At 66.9% G+C, this 25,840-nt stretch carries 18 protein-coding genes and 4 tRNA genes; 8 read left to right on the top strand and 14 right to left on the bottom strand.

Features of this window, described 5'->3' with window-relative positions; translation table 11 throughout:
- Nucleotides 1-3: 3 nt before the first annotated feature.
- Nucleotides 4-912 (bottom strand): LysR family transcriptional regulator, encoded by a 909-nt coding sequence (locus tag AC07SQ_RS24820; protein WP_495271445.1) that lies wholly within the window; start codon nt 910-912, stop codon nt 4-6.
- Between the two features lie 107 nt (nt 913-1,019).
- Here AC07SQ_RS24820 and AC07SQ_RS24815 point away from each other — a divergent pair, with 107 nt between their 5' ends.
- Nucleotides 1,020-1,637 (top strand): NAD(P)-dependent oxidoreductase, encoded by a 618-nt coding sequence (locus AC07SQ_RS24815; RefSeq protein ID WP_495271446.1) that lies wholly within the window; start codon nt 1,020-1,022, stop codon nt 1,635-1,637.
- 64 nt (nt 1,638-1,701) lie between these two features.
- On the opposite strand, the gene fumC is transcribed toward AC07SQ_RS24815, so the two are convergent.
- Nucleotides 1,702-3,099 (bottom strand): class II fumarate hydratase, encoded by a 1,398-nt coding sequence (gene fumC / locus AC07SQ_RS24810; RefSeq protein ID WP_495271447.1) that lies wholly within the window; start codon nt 3,097-3,099, stop codon nt 1,702-1,704.
- Nucleotides 3,100-3,655: 556 nt separating this feature from the next.
- Between fumC and proV the strand changes: the two genes are divergently transcribed.
- The 7 genes from proV to AC07SQ_RS24775 all read left to right on the top strand — a co-directional run bounded on the left by proV (nt 3,656) and on the right by AC07SQ_RS24775 (nt 12,702).
- Nucleotides 3,656-4,909 carry a glycine betaine/L-proline ABC transporter ATP-binding protein ProV gene (proV, locus tag AC07SQ_RS24805; RefSeq protein ID WP_487847087.1) on the top strand — a complete coding sequence of 418 codons (1,254 nt, stop codon included), beginning with the start codon at nt 3,656-3,658 and terminating at the stop codon, nt 4,907-4,909.
- A 21-nt stretch (nt 4,910-4,930) separates the two neighbouring features.
- Nucleotides 4,931-6,115 carry a glycine betaine/L-proline ABC transporter permease ProW gene (gene proW / locus AC07SQ_RS24800; RefSeq protein WP_495271448.1) on the top strand — a complete coding sequence of 395 codons (1,185 nt, stop codon included), beginning with the start codon at nt 4,931-4,933 and terminating at the stop codon, nt 6,113-6,115.
- Nucleotides 6,116-6,137: 22 nt separating this feature from the next.
- Complete coding sequence (gene proX, locus AC07SQ_RS24795; protein ID WP_495271449.1) at nt 6,138-7,148, top strand: glycine betaine/L-proline ABC transporter substrate-binding protein ProX; 1,011 nt, start codon at nt 6,138-6,140, stop codon at nt 7,146-7,148.
- A gap of 103 nt (nt 7,149-7,251) precedes the next feature.
- Nucleotides 7,252-8,805, top strand: a complete 1,554-nt coding sequence (locus AC07SQ_RS24790) for a fumarate hydratase (protein ID WP_495271450.1) — start codon at nt 7,252-7,254, stop codon at nt 8,803-8,805.
- Nucleotides 8,802-9,614 (top strand): glutamate racemase, encoded by an 813-nt coding sequence (gene murI / locus AC07SQ_RS24785; protein ID WP_495271451.1) that lies wholly within the window; start codon nt 8,802-8,804, stop codon nt 9,612-9,614. Before AC07SQ_RS24790 ends, murI begins: the two co-directional genes overlap by 4 nt.
- A gap of 14 nt (nt 9,615-9,628) precedes the next feature.
- Complete coding sequence (locus AC07SQ_RS24780) at nt 9,629-10,417, top strand: PA3715 family protein (protein WP_495271452.1); 789 nt, start codon at nt 9,629-9,631, stop codon at nt 10,415-10,417.
- 89 nt (nt 10,418-10,506) lie between these two features.
- On the top strand, nt 10,507-12,702 hold the full coding sequence (locus AC07SQ_RS24775; RefSeq protein WP_495271453.1) for an Ig-like domain-containing domain: 2,196 nt from the start codon (nt 10,507-10,509) through the stop codon (nt 12,700-12,702).
- Nucleotides 12,703-12,712: 10 nt separating this feature from the next.
- On the opposite strand, the gene AC07SQ_RS24770 is transcribed toward AC07SQ_RS24775, so the two are convergent.
- From AC07SQ_RS24770 to AC07SQ_RS24715, 12 genes are all read right to left on the bottom strand, one after another.
- Nucleotides 12,713-14,017, bottom strand: coding sequence for an MFS transporter (locus tag AC07SQ_RS24770; RefSeq protein WP_495271454.1), 1,305 nt, complete (start codon nt 14,015-14,017; stop codon nt 12,713-12,715).
- A 29-nt stretch (nt 14,018-14,046) separates the two neighbouring features.
- Complete coding sequence (locus tag AC07SQ_RS24765; protein WP_095745079.1) at nt 14,047-14,685, bottom strand: DUF6806 family protein; 639 nt, start codon at nt 14,683-14,685, stop codon at nt 14,047-14,049.
- Between the two features lie 23 nt (nt 14,686-14,708).
- Nucleotides 14,709-14,800: transfer RNA gene (locus AC07SQ_RS24760), tRNA-Leu, on the bottom strand.
- Between the two features lie 98 nt (nt 14,801-14,898).
- A tRNA-Cys gene (locus AC07SQ_RS24755) sits at nt 14,899-14,972 on the bottom strand.
- Nucleotides 14,973-15,035: 63 nt separating this feature from the next.
- Nucleotides 15,036-15,111 (bottom strand) — tRNA-Gly (locus AC07SQ_RS24750).
- A 61-nt stretch (nt 15,112-15,172) separates the two neighbouring features.
- On the bottom strand, nt 15,173-17,614 hold the full coding sequence (gene lon / locus AC07SQ_RS24745) for an endopeptidase La (RefSeq protein ID WP_070060466.1): 2,442 nt from the start codon (nt 17,612-17,614) through the stop codon (nt 15,173-15,175).
- 15 nt (nt 17,615-17,629) lie between these two features.
- A complete protein-coding gene (clpX, locus tag AC07SQ_RS24740) occupies nt 17,630-18,898 on the bottom strand; it encodes an ATP-dependent Clp protease ATP-binding subunit ClpX (RefSeq protein WP_062475840.1) in 1,269 nt (422 codons plus the stop codon).
- 110 nt (nt 18,899-19,008) lie between these two features.
- Nucleotides 19,009-19,617, bottom strand: coding sequence for an ATP-dependent Clp endopeptidase proteolytic subunit ClpP (gene clpP / locus AC07SQ_RS24735; protein WP_095745077.1), 609 nt, complete (start codon nt 19,615-19,617; stop codon nt 19,009-19,011).
- Nucleotides 19,618-19,740: 123 nt separating this feature from the next.
- Nucleotides 19,741-21,054 carry a trigger factor gene (tig, locus tag AC07SQ_RS24730; RefSeq protein WP_495271455.1) on the bottom strand — a complete coding sequence of 438 codons (1,314 nt, stop codon included), beginning with the start codon at nt 21,052-21,054 and terminating at the stop codon, nt 19,741-19,743.
- 26 nt (nt 21,055-21,080) lie between these two features.
- Nucleotides 21,081-21,167: transfer RNA gene (locus AC07SQ_RS24725), tRNA-Leu, on the bottom strand.
- Between the two features lie 203 nt (nt 21,168-21,370).
- Entirely contained in the window at nt 21,371-24,550 is a 3,180-nt protein-coding gene (locus AC07SQ_RS24720; RefSeq protein WP_174543667.1) for an efflux RND transporter permease subunit, read from the bottom strand.
- Nucleotides 24,547-25,749: an efflux RND transporter periplasmic adaptor subunit gene (locus AC07SQ_RS24715; RefSeq protein ID WP_139703705.1), complete on the bottom strand. Its 1,203-nt coding sequence runs from the start codon at nt 25,747-25,749 to the stop codon at nt 24,547-24,549. Before AC07SQ_RS24715 ends, AC07SQ_RS24720 begins: the two co-directional genes overlap by 4 nt.
- Nucleotides 25,750-25,840: the final 91 nt, after the last annotated feature.

Raw genomic sequence — 25,840 nt, 5'->3', positions numbered from 1 at the left:
CTGCTAAGTAGCATCCCAGGCCGGCACTTCAGTGAAGCGCTCGGCCAAGAAATCGAGCAAGGTGCGCAGCGCAGACGGCATGTGCTTGCGCGAGGCGTACACCGCATACACCCCCAGCACTTGCGGCTCGTGATCGGGAAAGAGCGACACCAGCTCGCCCGATTGCAGCAACCCCGACGTCAGATAGGTGGGCAGCATCGCGATGCCCGCCCCGGCCCGCGCCAGCGCCATCAGGCTGGCCGCGTCGTTGGTCGAGAGGTTGCCGGCCACGGCCACCGAGACCGGCAGGCCGTCGGCCTTGCGCGTGAAGTTCCACAGGCTGCGGCCGAAATACGAGTGCGTGAGGCAGTTGCGCTGCGCCAGCTCTTCCACGCGCTGCGGCTGGCCGTGCGTCTTCAGGTAGTCGGGCGTCGCGCAGACCACCGAACGGCACACCGAGAGCCGGCGCGCGATGAGGTTCGGATCGATCTCGGACGACACGCGGATGGCCAGGTCGATGCGCTCGTCCACCAGGTTCACCGCGCGGTCGAGCAGCACCAGGTCGACCGCCACGCCCGGGTAGCGCCGCACGTAATCGGCCACCGCGCCGGCCAGCTGCGCCTGCGCGAACGAGGTGCTGGCGGTGATGCGCAGCTGCCCGCTGGGCGCCTCGGCCGGATGGCGCACCGCCGCCTGCATGTCGCCCGCGAGTTCGAGCACCTGGCGGCAGCGCGGCAGCAGTTCCTCGCCCGCCGCCGTGAGGCTCAGGCGCCGCGTCGTGCGGTGCAGCAGGCGTGCGCCGGTCCATTGCTCCAGTTCGGCCACGTAGCGCGTGACCACCGGGCGCGACAGGTCGAGCTTGTCGGCCGCGGCCGAAAGGCTGCCCGCGTCCACCACGGTCACGAACACCCGCATTGCGTTCAATCGGTCCATTCGAACGATTTTAGGAATAAAGAAGCGCGGAATTCGAGGTATTTCTTTCGAAACCAGAAACCTAAGATGCGGTTCATCCCCTTCCCAACTTTTGACTGGAGTCCCTCATGAGCCACATCGCCATCCTCGGCGCCACCGGACGTGCCGGCGGCCGCCTTCTCGAAGAAGCGCTGCGCCGCGGCCACACCGTGGCGGCCATCGCCCGCCATGCCAGCGCGAAGCTGGCGGGCCGTGCCAACGTCAAGACCGTCGATGTCGACGCGCTCGACGCCGCCGCCCTCGAAAAGGCCGTGGCCGGCCATGACGCCGTGTTCAGCGCCGCGCACTTCGCCACCGTGCCGCCCGCGGCCGTCATCGAGCCGGTGAAGCGCGCGGGCGTGAAGCGCCTGCTGGTGGTCGGCGGCGCCGGCAGCCTGTTCGCAGCGCCCGGCCTGAAGGTGATCGACACGCCGAACTTCCCCGATGCCTACCGCGCCGAAGCCACGGCCGGCGGCGTGTTCCTGGACGCGCTGCGCAACGAGAAGGACCTCGACTGGACCTTCCTGTCGCCCTCGGCCGAATTCGTCGAAGGCGAGCGCACCGGCAAGTTCCGCCTCGGCAAGGACGACCTGCTGGTGAGCGCCGAGGGCCGCAGCTGGATCACCTTCGAGGACTACGCGATCGCGTTCATCGACGAGCTCGAGAAGCCCGCGCACTCGCGCCAGCGCTACACGATCGGCTACTGATCGATCGGCCGGCAACGAAAAAGGACCCTCGCGGGTCCTTTTTTCATGGGGGCTACGGAGCGGATCAGCGACCGGTCATGTTCTCCGGCACCACCCACTGGTCGAACTGCTCGGCCGTCAGGTGCCCCGACGCAATCGCCGCCTCGCGCAGGCTCGTGCCTTCCTTGTGCGCCTTCTTCGCGATGTAGGCCGACTTGTCGTAGCCGATGTGCGTGTTCAGCGCCGTCACCAGCATCAGCGAGCGCTGCACCAGTTCCGTGATGCGTTCGCGGTTCGGCTCGATGCCCACGGCGCAGTGGTCGTTGAAGCTCACCATGCCATCGGCCAGCAGGCGCACGCTCTGCAGGAAGTTGTGCGCCACCATCGGGCGGAACACGTTCAGCTCGAAGTTGCCCGAGGCGCCGCCGATGTTGATGGCCACGTCGTTGCCGAACACCTGCGCGGCCAGCATCGTCACGGCTTCGCTCTGGGTCGGGTTGACCTTGCCCGGCATGATCGACGAGCCGGGTTCGTTCTCGGGAATGCTCAGCTCGCCGATGCCGCTGCGCGGGCCGCTCGCGAGCCAGCGCACGTCGTTGGCGATCTTGTTCATGCTGGCCGCGAGCGTCTTGAGCGCGCCGTGGGCATGCACCAGCGCATCGACGCTGGCCATGGCTTCGAACTTGTTCGGTGCGGTCACGAACGGCAGGCCAGTGAGCTTTGCGAGTTCGGCCGCCACCTGTTCTGCATAGCCCTTCGGCGCATTGAGCCCGGTGCCCACGGCCGTGCCGCCCAGCGCCAGTTCGCTCAGGTGCGGCAGCGCGGCGCGCACGTGCGCCTCGCCATGCGCCAACTGCGCGACGTAGCCCGAGAACTCCTGGCCCAGCGTGAGCGGCGTGGCGTCCTGCAGGTGGGTGCGGCCGATCTTCACGATGTCGGCGAAGTCTTCGGCCTTCTTCGCCAGCGTGCCACGCAGCTTGGCGATGGCGGGCAGCAGCTTGTGCGTGATGGCCTCGACGGCGGCCACGTGCATGGCGGTCGGGAACACGTCGTTGCTCGACTGGCTGCGGTTCACGTCGTCGTTCGGGTGCACCAGGCGCCCTTCCCCGCGCTCGCCGCCGAGCAGTTCGCTGGCGCGGTTGGCCAGCACCTCGTTGACGTTCATGTTGCTCTGCGTGCCCGAGCCGGTCTGCCAGACCACCAGCGGGAACTCGCCCGGGTGCTTGCCGGCAATGACCTCGTCGGCCGCGGCCACGATGGCGTTCGTCTTCTTCTCGTCCTGCAGGCCCAGCGCGTGGTTGACCACGGCCGATGCGCGCTTGACCTGCGCCAGCGCCTTGATGATTTCGCGCGGCTGCTGCTCGCCGGAGATGTCGAAGTTCTGCAGCGAGCGCTGCGTCTGCGCGCCCCACAGCTTGTCGGCCGGCACGTCGATCGGGCCGAAGGTGTCGCGCTCGGCACGGGTCTTGGGAGAAGTCGTCATGAGAAAAATGGCTCCACGGTCTTGGATGGTTGCGCCGCTTGTCGGGCGCGATGCCGAGTATGGTCTCGATAAGAATGGCTCGCATCTGACGAGGCCTTTCGCCCGGGTCCCACAGACACGATACGCCCGTGGGTTGACTCGCGTCATGCCAAAAAGTTATAATTAGCGGCTTCCGACGACCAACAAGTCATGTTGGTCACCCTTGCACTACTCGCGGATCAGCGAATCCCGTCGCGGTGCAAGGCCCTTCACGCCGGGCTCAGCCCGGCAAACCGGCCGGATCTTTTTCCGGCCCCATTGCCACGTCACGCTCATCCAGGCGGCGCCCCTCGACCAGGCCCGTTGTCTGCGAATGAAGCATCCGGCGGGCACTGGCTTCGTCGCCAAGTCGTCTTCAGTGCCTGTCGGCAGCCCTCGGGGCTCGCCGGGCCATTGCATGCGCATGCGCAATCTTCATGCGCGCTGTCGGGCAGCTCCCTCATCGGGCTGATGGCGTGGCCGTTGCCGCCTTCCGGGGCGGTGCTGTGTCCACCCTTCACTCAAGGAGCCCCGGCATATGGCCAAAGGAATTCTCATCGACCATGTCTTCAAGGTGTTCGGCGACTCGCCCGAACAAGCCCTCGAGCTGGTCCGCCAAGGTTTTTCCAAGAAGGACATCCTGGCGAAGACCGGCCAGTCGATCGGCGTGTTCGATGCCACCTTCGAGATCCAGGCCGGCGAGATCTTCGTGATCATGGGCCTGTCGGGCTCGGGCAAGTCGACGCTGGTGCGCCTGTTGAACCGGCTGATCGAGCCAACCGCCGGGCGCATCGTGATCGACGGGGCCGACATCAACGAGCACTCCGACAGCAAGCTGCGCGCGCTGCGCCGCAAGGACATCAGCATGGTGTTCCAGTCGTTCGCCCTGATGCCGCACATGACGGTGCGCGAGAACACCGCCTTCGGCCTGGAGCTGTCGGGCACGCGCAAGAAAGACCGCCTCGCGCAGGCCGACCTCGCGCTGGCGCAAGTGGGCCTTTCGGGTTGGGGCGACAGCTACCCCGACGAACTCTCGGGCGGCATGCAGCAGCGCGTGGGCCTGGCGCGCGCGCTGGCGTCCGACCCGTCGATCCTGCTGATGGACGAGGCCTTCTCGGCGCTCGACCCCATCATCCGCACCGAGATGCAGTCGGAGCTGCTGCGGTTGCAGCAGGTGCAGCGCCGCACCATCGTCTTCATCTCGCACGACCTGGACGAAGCCATGCGCATCGGCGACCGCATCGCGATCATGAAGGACGGCCACGTGATCCAGGTCGGCACGCCCGACGAGATCCTGCGCACCCCGGCCGACGACTACGTGCGCAGCTTCGTGCGCGGCGTGGACGCGGCGGCGGTGTTCAAGGCGGCCGACATCGCGCGCAAGTCGCTCACCGTGGTGTGCGAGCACCCCGAGCGCGGCGCGCGCGCGGCGCTCAAGCTGCTGGAAGACCAGGACCGCGACTTCGCCTACGTGACCAGCCCGACCAAGCGCTTCCTGGGCGTGGTCTCGGCCGACACGCTGCGCGGTGCGCTCGATGGGCATTCGGGCCCGCTCGGGTTGCAGCACGCCTTCCTCGAGGACCTGCCGCGCATCGACGCCGAAGCCCCCGTGGCCGGTCTCATCGGCCAGCTCGCGCAGGCGCCGTGCGCGCTGCCGGTCGTGGCCGGCGACGGCCGCTTCTGCGGCGCGATCAGCAAGACGACGCTGCTGCGCTTCCTCGACCGCGACACGCCGCCGATCGAACCCGTCTCGCCGCATGCCGCGCCCGCACTCGCCGCCGAGCCGCACTGAATTCACGAAGGACCTTGAACGATGAACGACACCACATTGCCTTCCGACCTGAACGCGCCCCTGCTGGACACCCCCGTCCTCGACACGCCCGCCGCGCCCCCTGTTGCCCTCGACCCGTGGGAAGCCATCTCGGCCGCACCTGACACCTCGACCGCCAGCGCCTGGCTCGACGCGCCGGCGAACACCGCGCACGCCCTCGCGGGGCAGGCCGACACCGCCACCAACGGCTTCGCGCTGCACCGCCTGTGGGACGGCTCGCTGCCCGTCGAGGCCTGGATCAACCAGGGCCTGGGCTGGGTGGTGGAGCACTTCCGCCCCTTCTTCCAAACCGTGCGCCTGCCCATCGACAGCACGCTCAACTCGGTGCAGGGCCTGCTCACCGCCCTGCCCGCGCTGCCGATGATCGCGCTCATCGGCCTGCTCGCCTGGCAGTTCGCCGGCCGCGCGCTGGCCGTCGGCACCGTCGTGTCGCTGATGCTCGTGACCATGCTGGGCATCTGGCCCGAGGCCATGGTCACGCTGTCTTTGGTGCTGACGTCACTGGTGTTCTGCATGGTCATCGGCCTGCCGCTGGGCGTGCTGCTGGCCAGCAACGACCGGGCCCAGCGCGTGATGCGCCCGGTGCTCGACGCCATGCAGACCACGCCGGCCTTCGTGTACCTCGTGCCGGTGGTGATGCTGTTCGGCATCGGCAACGTGCCGGGCGTGATCGTGACCATCGTCTTCGCGCTCGCCCCGCTGGTGCGCCTGACCAACCTCGGCCTGCGCCAGGTGCGCCCCGACCTCATCGAGGCCGCGCGCGCCTACGGCGCCTCGCCCTGGCAGATGCTCGTGAAGGTGAAGCTGCCGCTGGCCATGCCCTCGATCATGGCGGGCATCAACCAGGCGCTGATGCTGTCGCTGTCGATGGTGGTGATCGCCTCGATGATCGCCGTGGGCGGCCTCGGCCAGATGGTGCTGCGCGGCATCGGCCGGCTCGACATGGGCCTGGCCACCGTCGGCGGCCTGGGCATCGTGCTGCTGGCGATCACGCTGGACCGCCTGACGCAGGCCATGGGCAAGTCGCGCCGCAGCGCCGGCCACCGCTGGTGGCACACCGGCCCGGCCGGCTTCGCGCTGCGCCTGCTGCAGCGCCTCGTGGGCACGCCCTCGCGCGGCTCGCACGCCGACGACGCCGTGCCCGCCCTTTCCGCGCAAGCGCACTGACCGTCACGGAGGACAACCACGCATGAAGACCACCCGCCTCTTCCTTGCCCGCGGCCTCCTGGCGCTGGGCCTTATCGCCTTCGGTGCGACCGCACAGGCCGCCAACGACCTGCCCGGCCAGGGCGTCACCGTGCAGCCGCTGAAAAGCTCGCTCGCCGAGGAAGCCTTCCAGACGCTGCTGGTGATGCGCGCGCTCGAGAAGCTCGGCTACAAGGTCGAGCCGATGAAAGACCTGGAGCCCGCCACCGAGCACCTGGCCATTGCCAATGGCGACGCCACCTTCATGGCCAACCACTGGAGCCTGCTGCACGCCGACTTCTACAAGAACAGCGGCGGCGACGCCAAGCTGTGGCGCCAGGGCACGTACTCCGACGGCGCGGTGCAGGGCTACCTGATCGACCGCAAGACCGCCGAGCAATACAACATCACGAGCATCGCGCAGCTGAAAGACCCGGCGATTGCCAAGCTGTTCGATGCCGACGGCGACGGCAAGGCCGACCTCACCGGCTGCAACCCCGGCTGGGGCTGCGAACTGGCCATCGAAAACCACCTGAACGCCTACCAGCTGCGCGACAGCGTGACCCACAAGCAGGGCAGCTACGCGGCGCTCATGGCCGACACCATCGCGCGCTTCAAGCAGGACAAGCCGATCCTCTACTACACCTGGACGCCCTACTGGGTCAGCGCCGTGCTGCGCCCGGGCGCCGACGTGGTCTGGCTGCAGGTGCCCTTCTCCCCCGCGCAGGCCGGCGCGCAGGTCGACACCCGGCTGCCCAATGGCCGCAACTACGGCTTCCTGGCCAACGAGCAGCGCATCGTCGCCAACCGGGCCTTCATCGAGAAGAACCCCGCCGCCGGCCGCCTGTTCGAGGTGATGAAGCTGCCGATCAGCGACATCAACGCGCAGAACCTGCGCATGAGCGAAGGCGCGAACAGCATGCAGGATGTGACGCGCCACACCGACGGGTGGATTCGGGTGCACCAGGCGACCTTCGACGGCTGGATTGCGCAGGCGCGCGCCGCGGCCCGGTAACACCGACTCACACCCGCGCCGGCGCCCTTTCGCCCGGCGCCGGCCTGCGGTATTGGTGGCTGAGATAATCGAGGGCGTTCCCCCTCCAAGAAGACTCCCCACCATGACGACCACGATCCAGCAGGCCGACCTGATCGAATCGATCAGCGCCGCGCTCCAGTACATCAGCTACTACCACCCCGCGGACTACATTGCCCACCTGGCCAAGGCCTACGAGCGCGAGCAGAGCCCCGCCGCCAAGGACGCCATTGCGCAGATCCTGACCAACAGCAAGATGAGCGCCACGGGCCACCGCCCGATCTGCCAGGACACCGGCATCGTCAACGTGTTCCTCAAGGTGGGCATGGACGTGCGCTGGGGCGGCTTCACCGGTTCGCTGGACGACGCCATCAACGAAGGCGTGCGCCGCGGCTACAACCACCCCGACAACACGCTGCGCGCCTCGGTCGTGGGCGACCCGCAGTTCGATCGCAAGAACACCAAGGACAACACGCCCGCGGTGATCTTCACCGAGATCGTGCCGGGCAACACCGTCGAAGTGACGGTGGCCGCCAAGGGCGGCGGCAGCGAGAACAAGAGCAAGCTGGTCATGCTGAACCCCGGCGACAGCGTGGTCGACTGGGTGCTCAAGACCGTGCCGACCATGGGCGCCGGCTGGTGCCCGCCCGGCATGCTGGGCATCGGCATCGGCGGCACGGCCGAGAAGGCCGCATTGATGGCCAAGGAAAGCCTGATGGACGACCTGGACATGCACGAGCTGCAGGCCAAGGCCGCCTCGGGCGCCGAACTCAGCAAGGTCGAGGCGCTGCGCCTGGAGCTGTTCGAAAAGGTCAACGCCCTGGGCATCGGCGCGCAGGGCCTGGGCGGCCTGGCCACCGTGCTCGACGTCAAGATCCAGATGTACCCCACGCACGCGGCCAGCAAGCCCGTGGCGATGATCCCCAACTGCGCGGCCACGCGCCACGCGCACTTCGTGATGGACGGCAGCGGCCCGGTCTACCTCGATCCGCCGTCGCTCGACCTGTGGCCCGACGTGAACTGGGCTCCCGACGAAAAGAAGAGCAAGCGCGTCAACCTCGACCAGCTCACGCCCGCCGAAGTGGCGAGCTGGAAGCCCGGCGACACGCTGCTGCTGAACGGCAAGATGCTCACCGGCCGCGACGCCGCGCACAAGCGCATCCAGGGCATGCTGGCCAAGGGCGAGAAGCTGCCGGTCGACTTCAAGAACCGCGTCATCTACTACGTCGGCCCGGTCGATCCGGTCGGCAACGAGGCCGTGGGCCCCGCCGGCCCGACCACCGCCACGCGCATGGATGGCTTCACCGAGATGATGCTGGCCGAAACGGGCCTGATCGCCATGATCGGCAAGGCCGAGCGCGGCCCGGTCGCCATCGAGGCGATCAAGAAGCACAAGAGCGCCTACCTCATGGCCGTGGGCGGCGCCGCTTACCTCGTGAGCAAGGCCATCAAGACCGCCAAGGTCGTGGGCTTTGCGGACCTGGGCATGGAAGCCATCTACGAATTCGACGTGGTCGACATGCCCGTGACGGTGGCGGTCGATGCCGGCGGCACCAGCGCGCACATCACCGGCCCGGCCGAGTGGCAAAAGCGCATCGCCAGCGGCGAGTTCAAGACCATTCCGCTGGAAGTCGCTTGAACCCGGTCGGCGTGTTCGACAGCGGCGTCGGGGGGCTGAGCACGCTCGCCGTGCTGCAGGCCGAGCTGCCGACGGAGCGTTTCATCTACTTCGCCGACACCGCGAATGCGCCGTATGGCGAGCGCGGCGACGCCTACGTCATCGCGCACTCGCGCCAGGTGGTCGAACACCTGCTGCGCGCGCACGACATCAAGGCGCTGGTGGTGGCCTGCAACACGGCCACCACGGCGGCGATCCACGTGCTGCGCGCCGAATTTCCCGCGTTGCCCATCGTGGGCCTGGAACCGGCGCTCAAGCCCGCCGTGGCGACGAGCCGCACCGGCCACATCGCGGTGCTGGCCACGCGCGGCACGCTGGCCAGCGCCCGGTACGCGGCCCTGCGCGACTCCTTTGCAGGCGCGACGACCGTGCGGCCCGTGCCCTGCGACGGCCTCGTGAAGGCCATCGAAGGCTTCGACAGCGCCACCATCGCCGCGCTGTGCGCTCGCTACATGGCGGAGGCCGGGCCCTTCGGCGACGGGCCAGGCGAAGTCGACACCGTGGTGCTCGGCTGCACGCACTACCCGCTCGTGAAAGACGAACTGCAGCGCCACGCACCGTCGACGCTGCGCTTCATCGACACCGGCGCGCCGGTCGCGCAGCAGACGCGGCGCGTGCTGACGTCGCTCGGTCGACTGGCCGACGATGGCAGCGAAGGCGGGCTGGTGCTTGAGAGCAGCGGCGTCCTGGCGGTGCTCAAAGCCGCCGCCGCGCGTTGGCTCCCCACACGCACGCCAGGCGCCCCAGTGCCTGCGGCAAACGCCGCCTGACCTCACGATTGGCAATGCACGCCCTCTTCTTCCTGCGTCATGCACTGCTCCTGCTGGGCCTGGCCTCGGCCGCCGGCCTGGGCCACGCCGCCTGCGAAAGCGGGCTGGCCGAGCGCATGCATGCCAAGCTCTATCCCAAGCAGCCGCTCGATGAACGGCTTGCCGCCTGCAAGGTCTGGCCGGCGTTCCCCGGCCGCAGCATCGTCGTGCTGCCGATGCCGCGCGAGACCACGGACAAGGGCGCCAAGGTCTTCGACCTCGCGCTGCTGCTGATCCAGCGGCCCGACAACGGCAACACCGACCGCGACACGGTGATCGGGCGGATCTTCCTGCCCGAAGCGCTCGACGAAGACGCCACCACCTCGATCCAGGAAATCCGCGTCGACACCTCGCGCTACGTGCTGTCGCCCGACACGCGCGCCTTCGGCCTGCGCGTGCGCTACCGCGGCAACAGCCCGACCTCGGGCCCGCAGGCCAGCGAGACCGTGCGCCTGTACGTGCAGCGCGGCAACAAGCTGCAGCAGGTGCTGCAGGAGGTCGAGCTCGATCACGACAACGGCGGCTGGGACGCCACCTGCACCGGCCACTTCGAGAAGCTGCGCACCATGCTGTCGGTCGCGCGCACCACGAGCAACGGCTTGGCCGACCTGCAGCTGTCGCGCACGCTGGTGCAAAGCCGCGCGCAGGAACAGGAAGACCAGGGTTGCGTCGAGAAAGCGCTGCCCGCGAAGTTCAGCACCGTGACACTGCGCTATGACGGCGAGCGCTTCAAGGTGCCGAAGTCGCTGCAGCAGACGCCCTGAGGCGCACTTGAAATCCGGCGGGTCATTCACGGACCCGTCATACGAAAGCAACAGCATGCGCGGTTTGTTCCAAAGAACGGCCACGCACCATGAGTTCGCTTTCTCTCCCGTCCCGCATTCCCTTCCGCCCCATGCTGCTCGCCGGCGCTCTGTCGATCCTGCTCGCTGCCTGCGGCGGCGGCAGTGACGGCGGCGGCTTCAGCGGGTTCTTCCCGCCCGCCGCCAATCCGCCGACCACGCCGCCCGCTGTGGTGCAGCCCGAGCCCGACCAGCTCGTGTCGAAGGCGCAGTTCACGCCCAACGCAGGCACCACCGAAGGCTCGTCCGACGCATCGACCGCCCTCGCCCTGCCCGGCGATTTCATGCTGGTGGCGGACGACGAATCGAACGTGCTGCGCGTGTACCCGCGCGCCGGCGGCGCGGCGGTGAAGGAGTGGAGCTACAAGCTCGAAGGTCCCAAGCTCGCCAAGGAGCTCGACCTCGAAGCCGGCACGCGCATCGGCGACACGCTGTACTTCACCGGCTCCAACAGCAACAAGAAGGACGGCGGCGACGCGGCGGCCGACCGCTCGCACCTCTTCGCGGTGAAAGTCGGCGGCACCGGCGCGGCCACCACCTTCGACTACGTGGGCCAGTTTTCGCTGCTCGAAGCGCAGCTCATCGCCTGGGACACGGGCAACGCCCACGGGCTCGGCGCCAACCACTTCGGCTTTGCCGTGTCGGCCGCTGCCGGCATCGTACCGGAGCGCGTCGATGGCTTCTCGATCGAAGGCATGACCAGTGCGCCGGGCGACACCGCCCTGTGGCTGGGCTTTCGCGCGCCGCAGACCGGCGCCTCAGTGCGCGCCAAGGCGCTGATCGTGCCGCTGCAGAACCATGCCGCGCTGATGGCCGGCACCGCCACGCAAGCCGTCTTCGGCGCGCCTATCGAACTGGAGCTGGGCGGCCGCGGCATCCGCTCGATCGACAAGGGCACCGACGGCAACTACCTAATCGTCGCCGGGCCCGCGGGCGCGGCCATGCCGGAGGTGGACCGCAACTTCGCCCTGTTCGCCTGGGACGGCAACCCGAACAGCGCGCCCGTCGAACTCTCGAACGACCTCGACGCGCTGCGCAAGGCCACGGGCGGCAGTTTCGAATCGGTCGTCGAGGTGCCGGGCCCGGTGAAGGCCGGCACGCAGGTGCAGCTGCTGCTGGACAACGGCGACACCAAGTGGGACGGCAAGACGGCCTCGAAGGACCTGTCCGCCGCCGAGCAGAAGTTCGACGGCTTCGTCGTGCGCCTGGGCGCGCCGTGGGTCGACACGGCCGCGCCGAAGCTGCAGAAGGCGTCGCCGCCGGCCGGCCGCGTGGGCGTCAACCTCGACACCTCGATCATCCTGTCGTTCAACGAGGCGGTGCGTCTCGGGTCCGGGCGCATCGTGCTGCATGCGGCCGACGGTGCGGTGGTCGAGACCTTCCACGCCAACAGCCCCGCTGCCCGCGTGCAGGTGGCGTTCAACGTGCTGACGCTGGTGCCCACGGCCAAGCTCGCGATGAACGCCGGTTACTACGTCACGGTCGATGCCGACGCCATCACCGACGCCGCCGGCAACGCCTTCGCGGGCACCAACGACACGGCGACGCTGGGCTTCACGACGGCCGGCGCGCCCACGCCGTTGGCAGCCGGCGACCTGCTCTTCATGGCCGCCAATGCCGAGGCGCCCGACGCCTATGCCTTCGTGCTGCTGAAGGCGGTGAACGGTGGGACACAGGTGCTGTTCACAGATCGCGACCGCGGCGACGGCACGGCCGAATTCACCGGCAACACCAAGGAAACGGCCTACTTCTGGACCGCGAACCAGAACCTGCCAGCCGGCACCATCGTGACCATTCAGACGGATGTCGTGGGCAGTCCGATCGCGGACAAGGGCTTCACGCTCGGCTCGCCGGGCGGCATCGGCAAATCGGAAACCATCTACGCCATCGCGGGCGGCACCATCAAGGGATTGGGCGAAGGCAAGGCTGGAGAGATCACCTCGGTCGGCAACTACCTCGCGAGCATCACGCTCGGCGGCAAGGCAGGCAGCATTCCCGATGCACTCACGACGGCCGGCACGGCGTTCAGCTTCACGGTCGATCCGCTCAACCAGACCAACTCGATCTACATCGGCTCGCTCGACCGCTCGGACCTGGCGGCCTTCGCGGCGCGTGTGAAGAACCCGGCGAACTGGGTCCAGCGCTATGCGCCGGAAGCGGGCTACCCGCTCACGCGCGACAGCCTGTTCGGCGACAAGCTGCCCTGAGCGTCGTTGATCAGCGCACCTGCAGCGCGGCCTTGCGGCCGCGTTGCATGTCGATCGGCAGCAGCAGCAACAGCCCGCCGATGAACAGCACGGCCGTCGAGAGGATCGCGATGCGCTGGTTGCCGCCGGTGGCCCAGGTGATCGCACCGAAGCTCAGCGGGCCGATGATGCTGGCCAGGCGCGTGGCGAAGGTCCAGAGGCCGAAGAATTCGGCCAGCTGCTGCGGCGGCGCGAGGTAGCCCGTCATCGCGCGCCCGGCCGACTGGCTCGAGCCCATCGCCAGCCCCGCAATCGCGGCGGCCCACCAGAAGCCGCCCTTGGTCGTGACCCATGCGGCGATCACGCACACCGCAATCCACGCGAGCAGCGTGGCGGCCAGCGACACCTTGTGGCCGATGCGGTCCTGCACGTAGCCGAAGGCAAAGGCGCCGAGCGCGGCCGCGACGTTGAGCACGAAGATCAGCACCATCGTCTCGCTCGCGACGAAGCCGATCACCTGCTCGGCGTAGATCGCCGCCAGCGTGATCGCGACCGCCACACCACCCTGGTAGCAGACGGTGCAGACCAGCAGCCACATGAAGTCGCGGTAGGCGCGGGCCTGTTGGAAGGTGGCGCGCAACTGCCGCCAGGCGCTGTCCTCGCCTCGACTGGCCTGCGGCACGGCGCGTTCGGGCAGCAGCGCGAAGGTCACGCAGGCGGCCACGCCGTAGATTGCTGCTGTGATCAGCATCGTGACCGGGACGAAGTGCGCCGCCGGCAACCCATGGGCCTGCGACCACAGCACGTACGCCAGGCACAGCCCCAGCGCCAGCATGCCGCCGACATAGCCGAAGGCCCAGCCCCAGCCGCTCACCTTGCCCATGCCCTCGGCCGTCGCCAGCTCGGGCAGGAAGGCGCCCGTCAGCGACTCGCCGTAGGAATAGAACGCGTTGGAGACGATCACCAGCGCCATCGCGAGCGCAACGCCCATCGGGCCGCCCGCGAAGCCCGGCGTGAGCGCCAGAGCCGCCGTGGCGAGCACGCAGCCCGTGGTCGTCATGACCAGCACGCGCTTCTTGGCGGCGCGCAGGTCGGCCCAGGCGCCGATGGCGGGCATCGTGAGCATCACGATGGCGTACGAGGTGCTGAGGGCTGCGGTCCACGCGAAGGTGGCCCAGGGCGCGCCCTTGGCGATGCCGCCGACGAAGTAGGCGGCGAACACCGCCGTGATCACGACCGTGGTGTAGCCCGAGTTCGCGAAGTCGTACATCGCCCAGCCGAACACCTCGCGCTTGCGCACGCCGGGGCGCAACGCGGAAGCTGGAAACAGGGCCATGCGGCCTTGGGACCGGGCGGGGTGAAGGATCAGTGCAGGTGGCGCGGACGACGGCCACCGCCGTGGCCACCACCGCTGCCGCCGCCGGCCCCACCGGCACCGCGCGGACGCTTGCCGATTTCGAGCGAGTTCACGAGCGCGTCGAAACGGTCGCTGAAGAGGCGGTCAATCTCGGCGACCACGCCGCCCAGCTCGGCGCCGTCGAAGTGGCGTTCCATGAGGTTGACCACGTCTTCGACCAGCAGGTCGCGCTGCACCTGCATGATCGCGGCCGGGTTGGGACCCACGAACAGCATCAGGAAGTCGTCGCGCGATTCTTCGTCGGGGTCGCCCTCTTCTTCGTCGAAATCGGTGTCGTAGAAGGTGACCTCGATCGCGGCGCCGCGTTCGGAGAGTTCGTTCAGGCCCATGCACATCTCGTCGAGCGCCTGGCGGAAGTCTTCGTCGCCCGGCACGGTCCAGCAGATCTGCAGCGTGTGGTCCTTCTGCTCGAAGCGGATGCCAGGTTCTTCTTCGTAGGTGCTGGTGGCACCGTCGGCCAGCGATTTGGCGCCTGCGTATTTCCAGAGCGGCCGCAGCGCCTCCTGGATTTGCTCGAAGCTCACGTCCGAGCGCAGCGGCACATCGCCATGCACATGGATCTCAAATGGAGCGTTGTAGCGAGGCATCAAATACTCCCTTGTAAATATGGTGGTACCCGGAACGGGGGTCGAACCCGTATGCCCCGATTAAGGAAGCGGCGGATTTTAAGTCCGATGTGTCTACCAATTTCACCATCCGGGCCTCGGGTTGAACATCGACGATAACCCAAATGAAACAAGCCCCGGCAACGTCGGTTGGCGGGGCTTGTGTATCGGAGCCGATCGGTCTTGACGAGAGGGTGGAGGCGCGACCCGGAGTCGAACCGGGCTAGACGGATTTGCAATCCGTTGCATAACCGCTTTGCTATCGCGCCACGCTGAATAACGAAATCGAACTGCGAAAAAAAGGGAAGCTGCTTGCTTCCCTTTTTCAAAACTGGAGCGGGAAAAGAGTCTCGAACTCTCGACCTCAACCTTGGCAAGGTTGCGCTCTACCAACTGAGCTATTCCCGCGTTTCGAGCCTCAAATTATATACCAGTTTTTTGAGGCTTCACAAGTTCTGCAATCAATCGATCAATGTTTGACCGAGCCTTCGACGGCCGGCGCCCCGGCGCGCTGCTTGGCCAGTTCGGCCACCGCAGCAGCCGAAGCGGCCACCTCTTCGTCGGACAGCGGCTCGGGCATTTTCTCGAGCGCGATCTCGAGCACCTTGTCGATCCACTTCACCGGCACGATCTCGAGGCCGTTCTTCACGTTCTCGGGAATGTCCTGCAGGTCCTTGGCGTTCTCTTCGGGGATCAGCACGGTCTTGATGCCGCCGCGCAGGGCGGCCAGCAGCTTTTCCTTCAGGCCACCGATGGCGGTGACTTCGCCGCGCAGCGTGATCTCGCCGGTCATCGCGACGTCGGCACGCACCGGGATGCCCGTGAGCGCCGACACGAAGGCCGTCGTCATCGCCGCACCCGCGCTCGGGCCGTCCTTGGGCGTGGCGCCGTCGGGCACGTGGATGTGGATGTCGCGCTTCTCGAACACCTCGTCCTTGATGCCCAGGCGGCGCGAGCGGCTGCGCACCACGGTGCGTGCGGCCTCGACCGATTCCTTCATCACGTCGCCCAGCGATCCGGTGCGGCTGATCACGCCCTTGCCGGGCATGGTCACGGCCTCGATCGTCAGCAGGTCGCCGCCGACTTCGGTCCACGCAAGGCCGACCACCTGGCCGACCTGGTTCTGCTTCTCGGCCAGGCCGAAGCTGTACTTGCGCACGCCGAGGAACTCGTTGAGGTTCTCGCCGTCGACCGTGACCTTGGGCGTCAGTTGCTTGAGCAGCAGGCCCTTCACCACCTTGCGGCAGATCTTGGACAGCTCGCGCTCCAGCGAACGCACGCCGGCTTCCCGCGTGTAGTAGCGCACGATGTCGCGCACGGCGGCTTCGGTGACGGCCAGTTCGTCGTCCTTCACGCCGTTGTTCTTCATCTGCTTGGGCAGCAGGTACTTGATCGCGATGTTGGTCTTCTCGTCCTCGGTGTAGCCCGAGAGGCGGATGACTTCCATGCGGTCCAGCAGCGCCGGCGGGATGTTCATCGAGTTCGAGGTGGCGACGAACATGACGTCGCTCAGGTCGAAGTCGACTTCCACGTAGTGGTCGCCGAAGGTGTGGTTCTGCTCCGGGTCGAGCACCTCGAGCAGCGCGCTCGACGGATCGCCGCGGAAGTCCGTGCCCAGCTTGTCGATTTCGTCGAGCAGGAACAGAGGATTGCGCGTGCCGATCTTGCTCAGCCCCTGCAGCACCTTGCCCGGCAGCGCGCCGATGTAGGTGCGGCGATGGCCGCGGATCTCGGCTTCGTCGCGCATGCCGCCCAGCGCCATGCGGGTGTACTTGCGACCGGTCGCCTTGGCGATCGACTGCCCCAGCGAGGTCTTGCCGACACCGGGCGGGCCCACGAGGCACAGGATAGGTGCCTTCACCTTGTCGACGCGCTGCTGCACCGCAAGATATTCAAGGATGCGGTCCTTGACCTTTTCGAGGCCGTAATGGTCGGCATTGAGCACGGCCTCGGCATTGGCCAGATCGTGCTTGATCTTGGTCTTCTTGCTCCACGGCAGGCCGATGAGCACGTCGATGTAGTTGCGCACCACCGTGGCTTCGGCCGACATGGGCGACATGAGCTTGAGCTTCTTGAGCTCGCCCTCGGCCTTCTTCAGGCCTTCCTTGGACATCTTGGCGAGCTTGATCTTCTTCTCGATCTCCTCGATGTCCGCGCCCTCTTCGCCTTCGCCGAGCTCCTTCTGGATGGCCTTGACCTGCTCGTTGAGGTAGAAGTCGCGCTGGTTCTTCTCCATCTGGCGCTTCACGCGGCCACGGATCTTCTTGTCGACGTTCAGGATGTCGACTTCGCGTTCGAGCTGGCCGAACAGGTTTTCCAGGCGCGCCTTGACGTCGTCCAAGTCGAGCACGGCCTGCTTGTTGTCCAGCTTGAGCGGCAGGTGGGCGGCGATGGTGTCGGCCAGGCGGCCGGCGTCGTCGATGCTCGAGATCGAGGTGAGGATCTCGGGTGGGATCTTCTTGTTCAGCTTGACGTACTGGTCGAACTGCTGCATCACCGCGCGGCGCAGCGCCTCGACCTCGGTGCCCTTCTCGCCGCCTTCGGGCGCCTCGACGGGCGTCACGTTGGCCGAGAAGTGCGTTTCGCCGTCATCGATGCGGTTCACGCGGGCGCGTTGCTGGCCTTCGACCAGCACCTTCACGGTGCCGTCGGGCAGCTTGAGCATCTGCAGGATGGTCGAGACGCAGCCGACCTCGAACATGTCCTCGACCGAGGGCTCGTCCTTGGCGGCGGCCTTCTGGGCCACCAGCATGATGCGGCGCTCGGCCTCCATCGCCAGCTCGAGCGCCTTGATGCTCTTCGGGCGACCCACGAAGAGCGGGATCACCATGTGGGGAAACACCACGACGTCACGCAGCGGCAGCAGCGGCAGGTCGAGGGCTTCGGGGGGCAATGGGGTATGACCAGACATGAGCGTCCTTGTCCTTTAGGCCTTTTTCGCCGTTTCGCGGTACACGAGCAGCGGGGGCTTGTTTTCGTCGATGGTCGATTCCTCGACCACCACCTTGTCGACATTGGTCGCGTTCGGCAATTCGAACATGGTGTCGATCAGCGACTGTTCAAGGATCGAGCGCAGGCCGCGCGCACCGGTCTTGCGGGCCAGCGCCTTGCGTGCGATCGCCTTGAGCGCCGCGGGACGGATTTCGAGGTCCACGCCTTCCATCTGCAGCAGCTTGGTGAACTGCTTCACCACCGCATTCTTGGGCTCGGTCAGGATCTGCACCAGCGCGTCTTCGCTCAGCTCGGCCAGCGAGGCGACCACGGGCATGCGGCCCACGAGTTCGGGGATCAGGCCGAACTTGATCAGGTCTTCGGGCTCGACTTCGCGGAACACCTCGGTGATGCTGCGCTGGGCCTTGCTCTTCACTGCGGCGCCGAAGCCGATACCCGAGGCCTCGGTGCGGTTTTCGATGACCTTCTCCAGGCCAGCAAAAGCGCCGCCGCAGATGAACAGGATGTTGGTCGTGTCGATCTGCAGGAAGTCCTGGTTCGGGTGCTTGCGCCCGCCCTGGGGCGGCACGCTGGCCATGGTGCCTTCGATGAGCTTGAGCAGCGCCTGCTGCACGCCCTCGCCCGACACGTCGCGCGTGATCGAGGGGTTGTCGGACTTGCGCGAGATCTTGTCGATTTCGTCGATGTAGACGATGCCGCGCTGGGCGCGCTCGACCTCGTAGTTGCAGCTTTGCAGCAGCTTCTGGATGATGTTCTCGACGTCTTCGCCCACATAGCCGGCTTCGGTCAGCGTGGTGGCGTCGGCCATCACGAAGGGCACGTCGAGCATGCGCGCAAGCGTTTGCGCCAGGAGCGTCTTGCCCGAACCCGTGGGACCGATCAAGAGGATGTTGCTCTTGCTGAGCTCGACCTCGTCGCCCTTGGTGTTCTTTTCCTTGTGGCGCAGGCGCTTGTAGTGGTTGTAGACCGCCACCGACAGCATGCGCTTGGCCGGCTCCTGGCCGATCACGTAGTTGTCGAGGTTGGTCTTGATCTCCAGCGGCGTGGGCAGGTCGCTGCGCGCGTCGCGCGCTTCCTCACCGGCCGGCAGCTCGTCACGGATGATCTCGTTGCACAGGTCGATGCATTCGTCGCAGATGAAGACCGAAGGGCCCGCGATCAGCTTCTTGACCTCATGCTGGCTCTTGCCGCAGAACGAGCAATAAAGCGTTTTTTCGCTGGAGGTGCCTTTTTTTTCGGCCATGGACTTTTGCCTCGTGACAGGGTATGGACAATGATAACTAAACAAAAACGGCGTTTCCCGTGTGGGAAACGCCGTTTTTGCCATTCTGGCGCCCGCGGCGCCGGGCGGCTTTAACCGCGCTGGGCGACGACCTGGTCGACCAGGCCGTAATCCTTGGCCTCGTCGGCAGTCAGGAAATAGTCGCGCTCGGTGTCCGACTTGACCTTTTCCAGCGGCTGGCCGGTGCGTTCGGCCAGGATGCGGTTCATCTGGTCCTTGGTGCGCAGGATGTCACGCGCATGGATCTCGATGTCGGTGGCCTGGCCGCGTGCGCCGCCGAGCACCTGGTGGATCATGATCTTGGAGTTGGGCAGCGAGAAACGCTTGCCCTTCTCGCCGGCCGCCAGCAGGAAGGCGCCCATGCTGGCCGCGAAGCCCAGGCACATGGTCGACACCGACGGCTTGATGAACTGCATCGTGTCGTAGATCGCCATGCCGGCGCTCACGCTGCCGCCCGGGGAGTTGATGTAGAACGAAATGTCCTTGTCCGGGTTCTCGCTCTCGAGGAACAGCAGCTGGGCCACCACGAGGTTGGCGGTCTGGTCGTTGACCTCGCCCACCAGGAAGATGATGCGTTCCTTGAGGAGACGCGAGTAGATGTCATACGACCGCTCGCCGCGGCCCGACTGCTCGACGACCATCGGGATCATGCCGAGGCCTTGAATTTCCTGTGCGCTCATGAATTTGCTCTCCGGAAAATGGATTCGTTCGCTCTGATTGAACTGTACGCCTGAGTGAAATGGGGCTCGTGCCGCAAAGCACAAGCCCCATCGGCGTTGCTGCATGCAGCGACGGAAACCAGCTTACTGCTGCTGCGCCATCAGTTCGTCGAACGACACCGACTTTTCGTTGACCTTGGCCTTGCCCAGCACGAAGTCGGTCACGTTGTTCTCGATGACCACGGCTTCGACTTCCGCCAGGCGGTTGTTGTCGCCGAAGTACCAGCGAACGACGTCTTGCGGCTTCTCGTAGCTGGCGGCCAGCTCGTCGATGTGGGCCTTGATCTGCTCGGGCTTGGCCTGCAGGTTGTTGGCACGCACCAACTCGGCCACGACCAGGCCCAGGCGCACGCGGCGCTCGGCTTGCGGGCGGAACACTTCCTCGGGGATCGGGGCCTTGTCGGCGTCCTTGATGCCGCGCTGCTTGAGCTCGGCGCGGGCGCCGTCGATCATGCGGGCGACTTCCGACTGCACGCTGGCGTTGGGCAGGTCGAGTTCGGCGTTGGCCACCAGGGCGTCCATCACGGCGTTCTTGTTGCGGGCCAGCAGGCGGAACTTCACTTCGCGCTCGAGGTTGCGCTTGATGTCGGCGCGCAGGCCTTCCACGGTGGCTTCGGCGATGCCGAGCGACTTGGCCAGCTGCTCGTTGACTTCGGGCAGGTGCGAAGCTTCGATCTTCTTCACGGTGACCATGAAGTCGGCTTGCTTGCCGGCCACGTCCTTGCCGTGGTAATCGGCCGGGAACGACAGCGGGAAGGTGCGGCTGTCGCCGGACTTCATGCCGCGCACGGCGTCTTCGAATTCCTTGAGCATCTGGCCTTCGCCGACGACGAACTGGAAGTCTTCGGCCTTGCCGCCCTGGAAGGGTTCGCCGTCGATCTTGCCTTCGAAGTCGACCGTCACGCGGTCGTTGTCTTCGGCCACAGCGTCTTGGGCGCGCTGGGCGAAGGTGCGGCGCTGCTTGCGCAGGATGTCCAGGGTCTTGTCGATGGCTTCGTCGCCGACTTCGGCCGACAGCTTCTCGACTTCAGCGCCCGACAGGTCGTTGATCTTGACTTCGGGGAACACTTCGAAGACCGCGTCGAAGGCGAGCTGGCCTTCGGGCGACTCTTCCTTCTCGGTGATGCGGGGCTGGCCGGCGACACGCAGCTTGGCTTCGTTGGCGGCTTGCGAGAAGGCCTCGCCGACCTTGTCGTTCATGACTTCGTAGTGCACCGAGTAGCCGTAGCGCTGGGCCACGACGTTCATCGGCACCTTGCCGGGACGGAAGCCGTCCATCTTGACGGTGCGCGCGAGCTTCTTGAGGCGCGAATCGACTTCGTTCTGGATGGTGCCGACCGGCAGGGTCAGCGTGATCTTGCGTTCGAGCTTCTCGAGAGTTTCAACGTTCACGGTCATGGTGTCTTCCTTGTGAGGGGTGTGGCTGGTGCGCGGGGCCGGACTCGAACCGGCACGTTCTTGCGAACGTCAGGACCTAAACCTGGTGCGTCTACCAATTTCGCCACCCGCGCGATGCCAAATTTCAGGTGAATGCAAAGGCGGACGGCCTCGGCGCTGCGGAAAACCGCTGGCCCAAGACCGTCCGCCTGAAATCGGTCAACCGCGCATTTTAAACGCAAGAATGGGGGCCTTCCGGCTTCCCCCTTTGGGGGATTTCACCCACTCTCGCGCAAGGGATACGGGCCGCGCGACAACGGCCCGTGAAAAGCGCCTTTCAGGCGGCAGCGGTTTGCGGCTCCCGCTTGATGCGGAAGGCCGCGGCGTACATGGCCGGCAGCGCCAGCAGCGTCAGCACGGTGGCCACGATAAGTCCTCCCATGATGGCCACGGCCATCGGCCCCCAGAACACGCTGCGCGACAGCGGGATCATCGCCAGCACCGCCGCCGCGGCGGTCAGCACGATGGGGCGCAGGCGCCGCACGGCCGACTCGACGATCGCGTCCCAGGCCGGCACGCCGGCGGCGCGGTCGAGCTCGATCTGGTCGATCAGGATCACGGCGTTGCGCTGGATCATGCCCATCAGTGCGATCACGCCGAGCAGCGCCACGAAGCCGAAAGGCCGGTTCAGCAGCAGCAGCGCGGCGGCCACGCCGGCGATGCCCATCGGGCCGGTGATGAACACCAGCAGCGAGCGGCTGAAGCTGTGCAGCTGCAGCATCAGCAGCGTGAACACCAGGAACAGCATGATCGGCACGCCAGCCACGATCGAGGCCGAGCCCTTGGAGCTTTCTTCCACGGCGCCCGCCACCTCGATGCGGTAGCCACCCTGCCCGGCCGCATGCCAGCCAGCTTCGAGCTGGCGCAGCTTCGGCAGCAGTTGCTCGGTCACGGTGGCGCCCTGCAGGCCTTCCACCACGTCGCCCTGCACGGTGATGGCGTAGTCGCGGTTCTCGCGCCACATCACGCCGGGCTCCCAGGTGAACACCGGCCGGGCGATCTGCGTGAGCGGGATCGAACGGCCCGTGGTCGTCGGGATGTAGGCGTTGCCGATGTCCGAAATCGCCTCGCGCTCGTCGGCCGACTGGCGCAGCACGATGTCGATCAGCAGGTCGTTCTCGCGGTACTGGCCGACCGTGGTGCCGCTGAACATGGTGCGCGAAGCCTGGGCTATGGCCTGGCTGGTCACGCCGAGCGCACGCGCCTTGGCCTGGTCGATCTCCAGGCGGATCACCTTGACCGACTCGTTCCAGTTGTCGTTCACGCCGCGCATGTTGGTGCTCTCGCGCAGCACGGCCTTCACCTCGTCGGCGCGGGCGCGCAGCTGGGCGGGCTCGGTGCCGATCACGCGGAACTGCACCGGGTACGGCACCGGCGGGCCGTTGGGCAGCAGCTTGACGCGGCCGCGCACCTCGGGGAATTCCTCGGCCAGCAAGGCGGGCAGGCGCAGGCGCAACGTTTCGCGCACCTTCAGGTCCTTGGCCAGCACGATGAGCTGCGACACGTTGGTCTGCGGAAACACCTGGTCCAGCGGCAGGTAGAAGCGCGGCACGCCGGAACCGATCCAGGTGCTGACGGTCTTCACGCCCTCTTCCTTCATCACGCGCTGCTCGACGCGCTTGGCCACCTCTTCGTTGGCGGCGAACGAGGTGCCTTCGGGGAACCAGATGTCCACCATGATCTCGGGCCGGCTCGAATCGGGGAAGAACTGCTGCTGCACCTTGCCCATGCCGACGATGCCCAGCGCAAAGATCAGCACGGTGGCGCCGATGGTCAGCCAGCGGTGCTGCACGCACCAGTTCACGGCGCGGCGGAAGCTGTTGTAGAACGGCGTGTCGAACAGCTCGTGCGGCGGCGCGTCGGGGTCGTGCGGCTTCACCTTGAGCAGCAGCGTGCCCAGGTAGGGCACGAAGTACACCGACACGATCCACGACAGCACCAGCGCGATCACCGTCACCGCGAAGATCGCGAAGGTGTACTCGCCCGTCACCGACTTGGCGATGCCGATCGGCAGGAAGCCCGCCGCCGTGATGAGCGTGCCCGTGAGCATCGGCTTGGCCGTGACGTCGTAGGCGAAGGTGGCGGCGCGGACCTTGTCGTAGCCCTCTTCCATCTTCCGCACCATCATCTCGACCGCAATGATCGCGTCGTCGACCAAGAGGCCGAGCGCGATGATCAGCGACCCCAGCGATATCTTGTGCAGCCCGATGCCGAAGTAGTTCATGGCCAGGAAGGTCACGGCCAGCACCAGCGGAATGGTGATCGCCACCACCAGCCCCGGGCGCATGTCGATGTACCAGCCGAAACGCCCGCCCTTGTGCAGGCCGAGCGCGATGATGCTCACGGCCAGCACGATGGCCACGGCCTCGATGAGCACGCCCACGAATTCGTTGACCGAGCTGGCCACCGACACCGGTTGGTCTTGCACCTGCGCCAGCTTCACGCCGGCCGGCAGGCGCTGGTCGATGGTGGCGGTGGTGGCCTTGAGCGCCTTGCCCAGCGCAATGATGTCGCCGCCCTTGGCCATCGACACACCGAGCGCGATCACTTCCTTGCCCTGGTGGTGCACCTTCACGGCCGGCGGATCGACGTACCCACGGCGGATCTCGGCGATGTCGCCGAGCTTGATCTGGTTGCCCGAGCTGCCGCGGATCGGCATCTCGCGCAGCTGCTCGACGCTGGTGAACTGGCCGCCCACGCGCACCTGCACCACGTCCAGCGGCGACTGGATCGTGCCGGCGCTTTCGACCGCGTTCTGCGAGCCGAGCTGCGCCAGCACGGCGTTGAAGTCGAGCCCCAGCTGGGCCAGGCGCTTCTGCGAGATCTCGATGAAAACCTTCTCGTCCTGCACGCCGAACTGGTCGACCTTGGCCACGTCCTTCACGCGCAGCAGCTGCTGGCGCACGTCGTCGGCCAGCGTCTTGAGCTCGGCGTAGCTGAAGCCCTCGCTTTCCAGCGCGTAGATCACGCCGTAGACGTCGCCGAAATCGTCATTGAAGAACGGCCCCTGCACACCCGCGGGCAAGGTGCCGCGCATGTCGCCGATCTTCTTGCGCACCGTGTACCAGACGTTGGCCACCTCGGCGGCCTTCGACGAGTCCTTGATCTGGAAAATGATCTGCGACTCACCCGGCTTCGAATAGCTGCGGATCTTGTCGGCGTACGGCGCCTCCTGCAGCGTGCGCTCCAGCTTGTCGGTGACCTGCTCGGCCACCTGCTGCGCGGTGGCGCCGGGCCAGTAGGTGCGCACCACCATGGCACGGAAGGTGAACGGCGGGTCTTCGTCCTGGCCGAGCTGGAAGTACGCGAACGCGCCCAGCACCATCAGCACCACCATCAGGTAGCGCGTGAGGGGCGCGTGGTCCAGCGCCCATTTGGAAAGATTGAAGCCGGGCGACTTGTACTCGGACGCCGGGGTTGTCGCAGGGGTTGCGGGGGTCGCTGGGCCTTCCGTCATTTGGCGGCACCCGTTGCGATCTCCTTCTTCGTCGCGGCCACGGCCTCGACGGCCTGCTGCTTCGCCTGCGCCTGTTGCTGGCCATTGGCGGCGGCCGCCATGGCCTCCTTCGACTGGTAGATGGTGACCTTCTGCCCCGGCGACAGCACGTGCACGCCCGCGGCCACGACCATCATTCCGGTCGACAGGCCCGATCCGATCACCGCTTCATTGCCGTCGGCCGTGACCACCTGCACCGGCTGCGAGCGCACGGTCATGCTGTCCTTGTCGAGCACCCAGACCGCCGAGCCCTTGCCTTCCTGGCGCAGCGCGCTGGTCGGCAGCTTGATCACCGCGACGTCGGTGCGGGCCAGCGCCTGCGGCCGGGCATAGACGGTGGCGCCGAGCGCCGGCGAGGTCGCGGCGTCGATCGACACCTTGACCGAGTAGGTGCGCGTGACCGCGTCGGCACTGGCCGCCACCTCGCGCACCTGGCCCTGCAGCACCTCGCCGCCGGACCAACCGCGCACCGCGACCGGCGAGCCGGGCTTGATCAGCGCGGCGCGGTCTTCAGGCACCGCGAACACCACGTCGCGCGCGCCGTCCTGGGCGATGCGCACGACCGGCGTGCCGGCCTGCACCACCTGGCCCGGCTCGGCCTCGATGGCCGTGATGATGCCTGCCACGTCGGCCACCAGCGTCGTGTAGCTGGCCTGGTTGCCTTGTGAGGCCAGTTGCGCCTGCGCCTGTTCGAGCTGCGCCTGGGCCGCCTTCCAGGTGGTTTCGCGGCGTTCCAGTTCGGCGCCGCTGATGAAGTTCTGCGATCGCAGTTCGGTGTAGCGCTTGAGGTCGGCGGCTGCCAGATCGCGGTTGGTCAGCGCGGCGGCCTGCTGGGCGCGGGCGGCCTCGGCAGCCAGGCGGTAGTCCTGCGGATCGAGCTGGGCCAAGACCTGGCCGGCCTGCACGTGCTGGCCGAGCTCGGCCTGGCGGCGGATGATCTTGCCCGCCACCCGGAAGCCCAGGCGCGATTCGACCCGGGCCCGCACCTCGGCCGAGAACTCGGGCTGGGCGTCGTAGTCGCTGGTGCCGACGGTCACGAATTTGACCGCCCTCACGGGCTCCTGGGCGGGCGGTTTCGGCGAACAGCCGGCCAGAAAGATGGCGGGAAGCAGCAGCCAGGCGGCGCTGCGGGCACGGAGTGAGGCGGCGGAGGCGGTCATGAGACACCCAAGAAGAGAGGAATCGGGTCATTAATGACCCACCGGTTAGTAATCTAGGGTAAACGTTAAACAGTGTCAATGACCCGCGGGT

The organism is Variovorax sp. GW821-FHT06D12, from assembly GCF_059419205.1.
The sequence above is the reverse complement of the archived record's forward strand: the minus strand, read 5'-3'. Positions and strand labels throughout refer to the sequence as shown.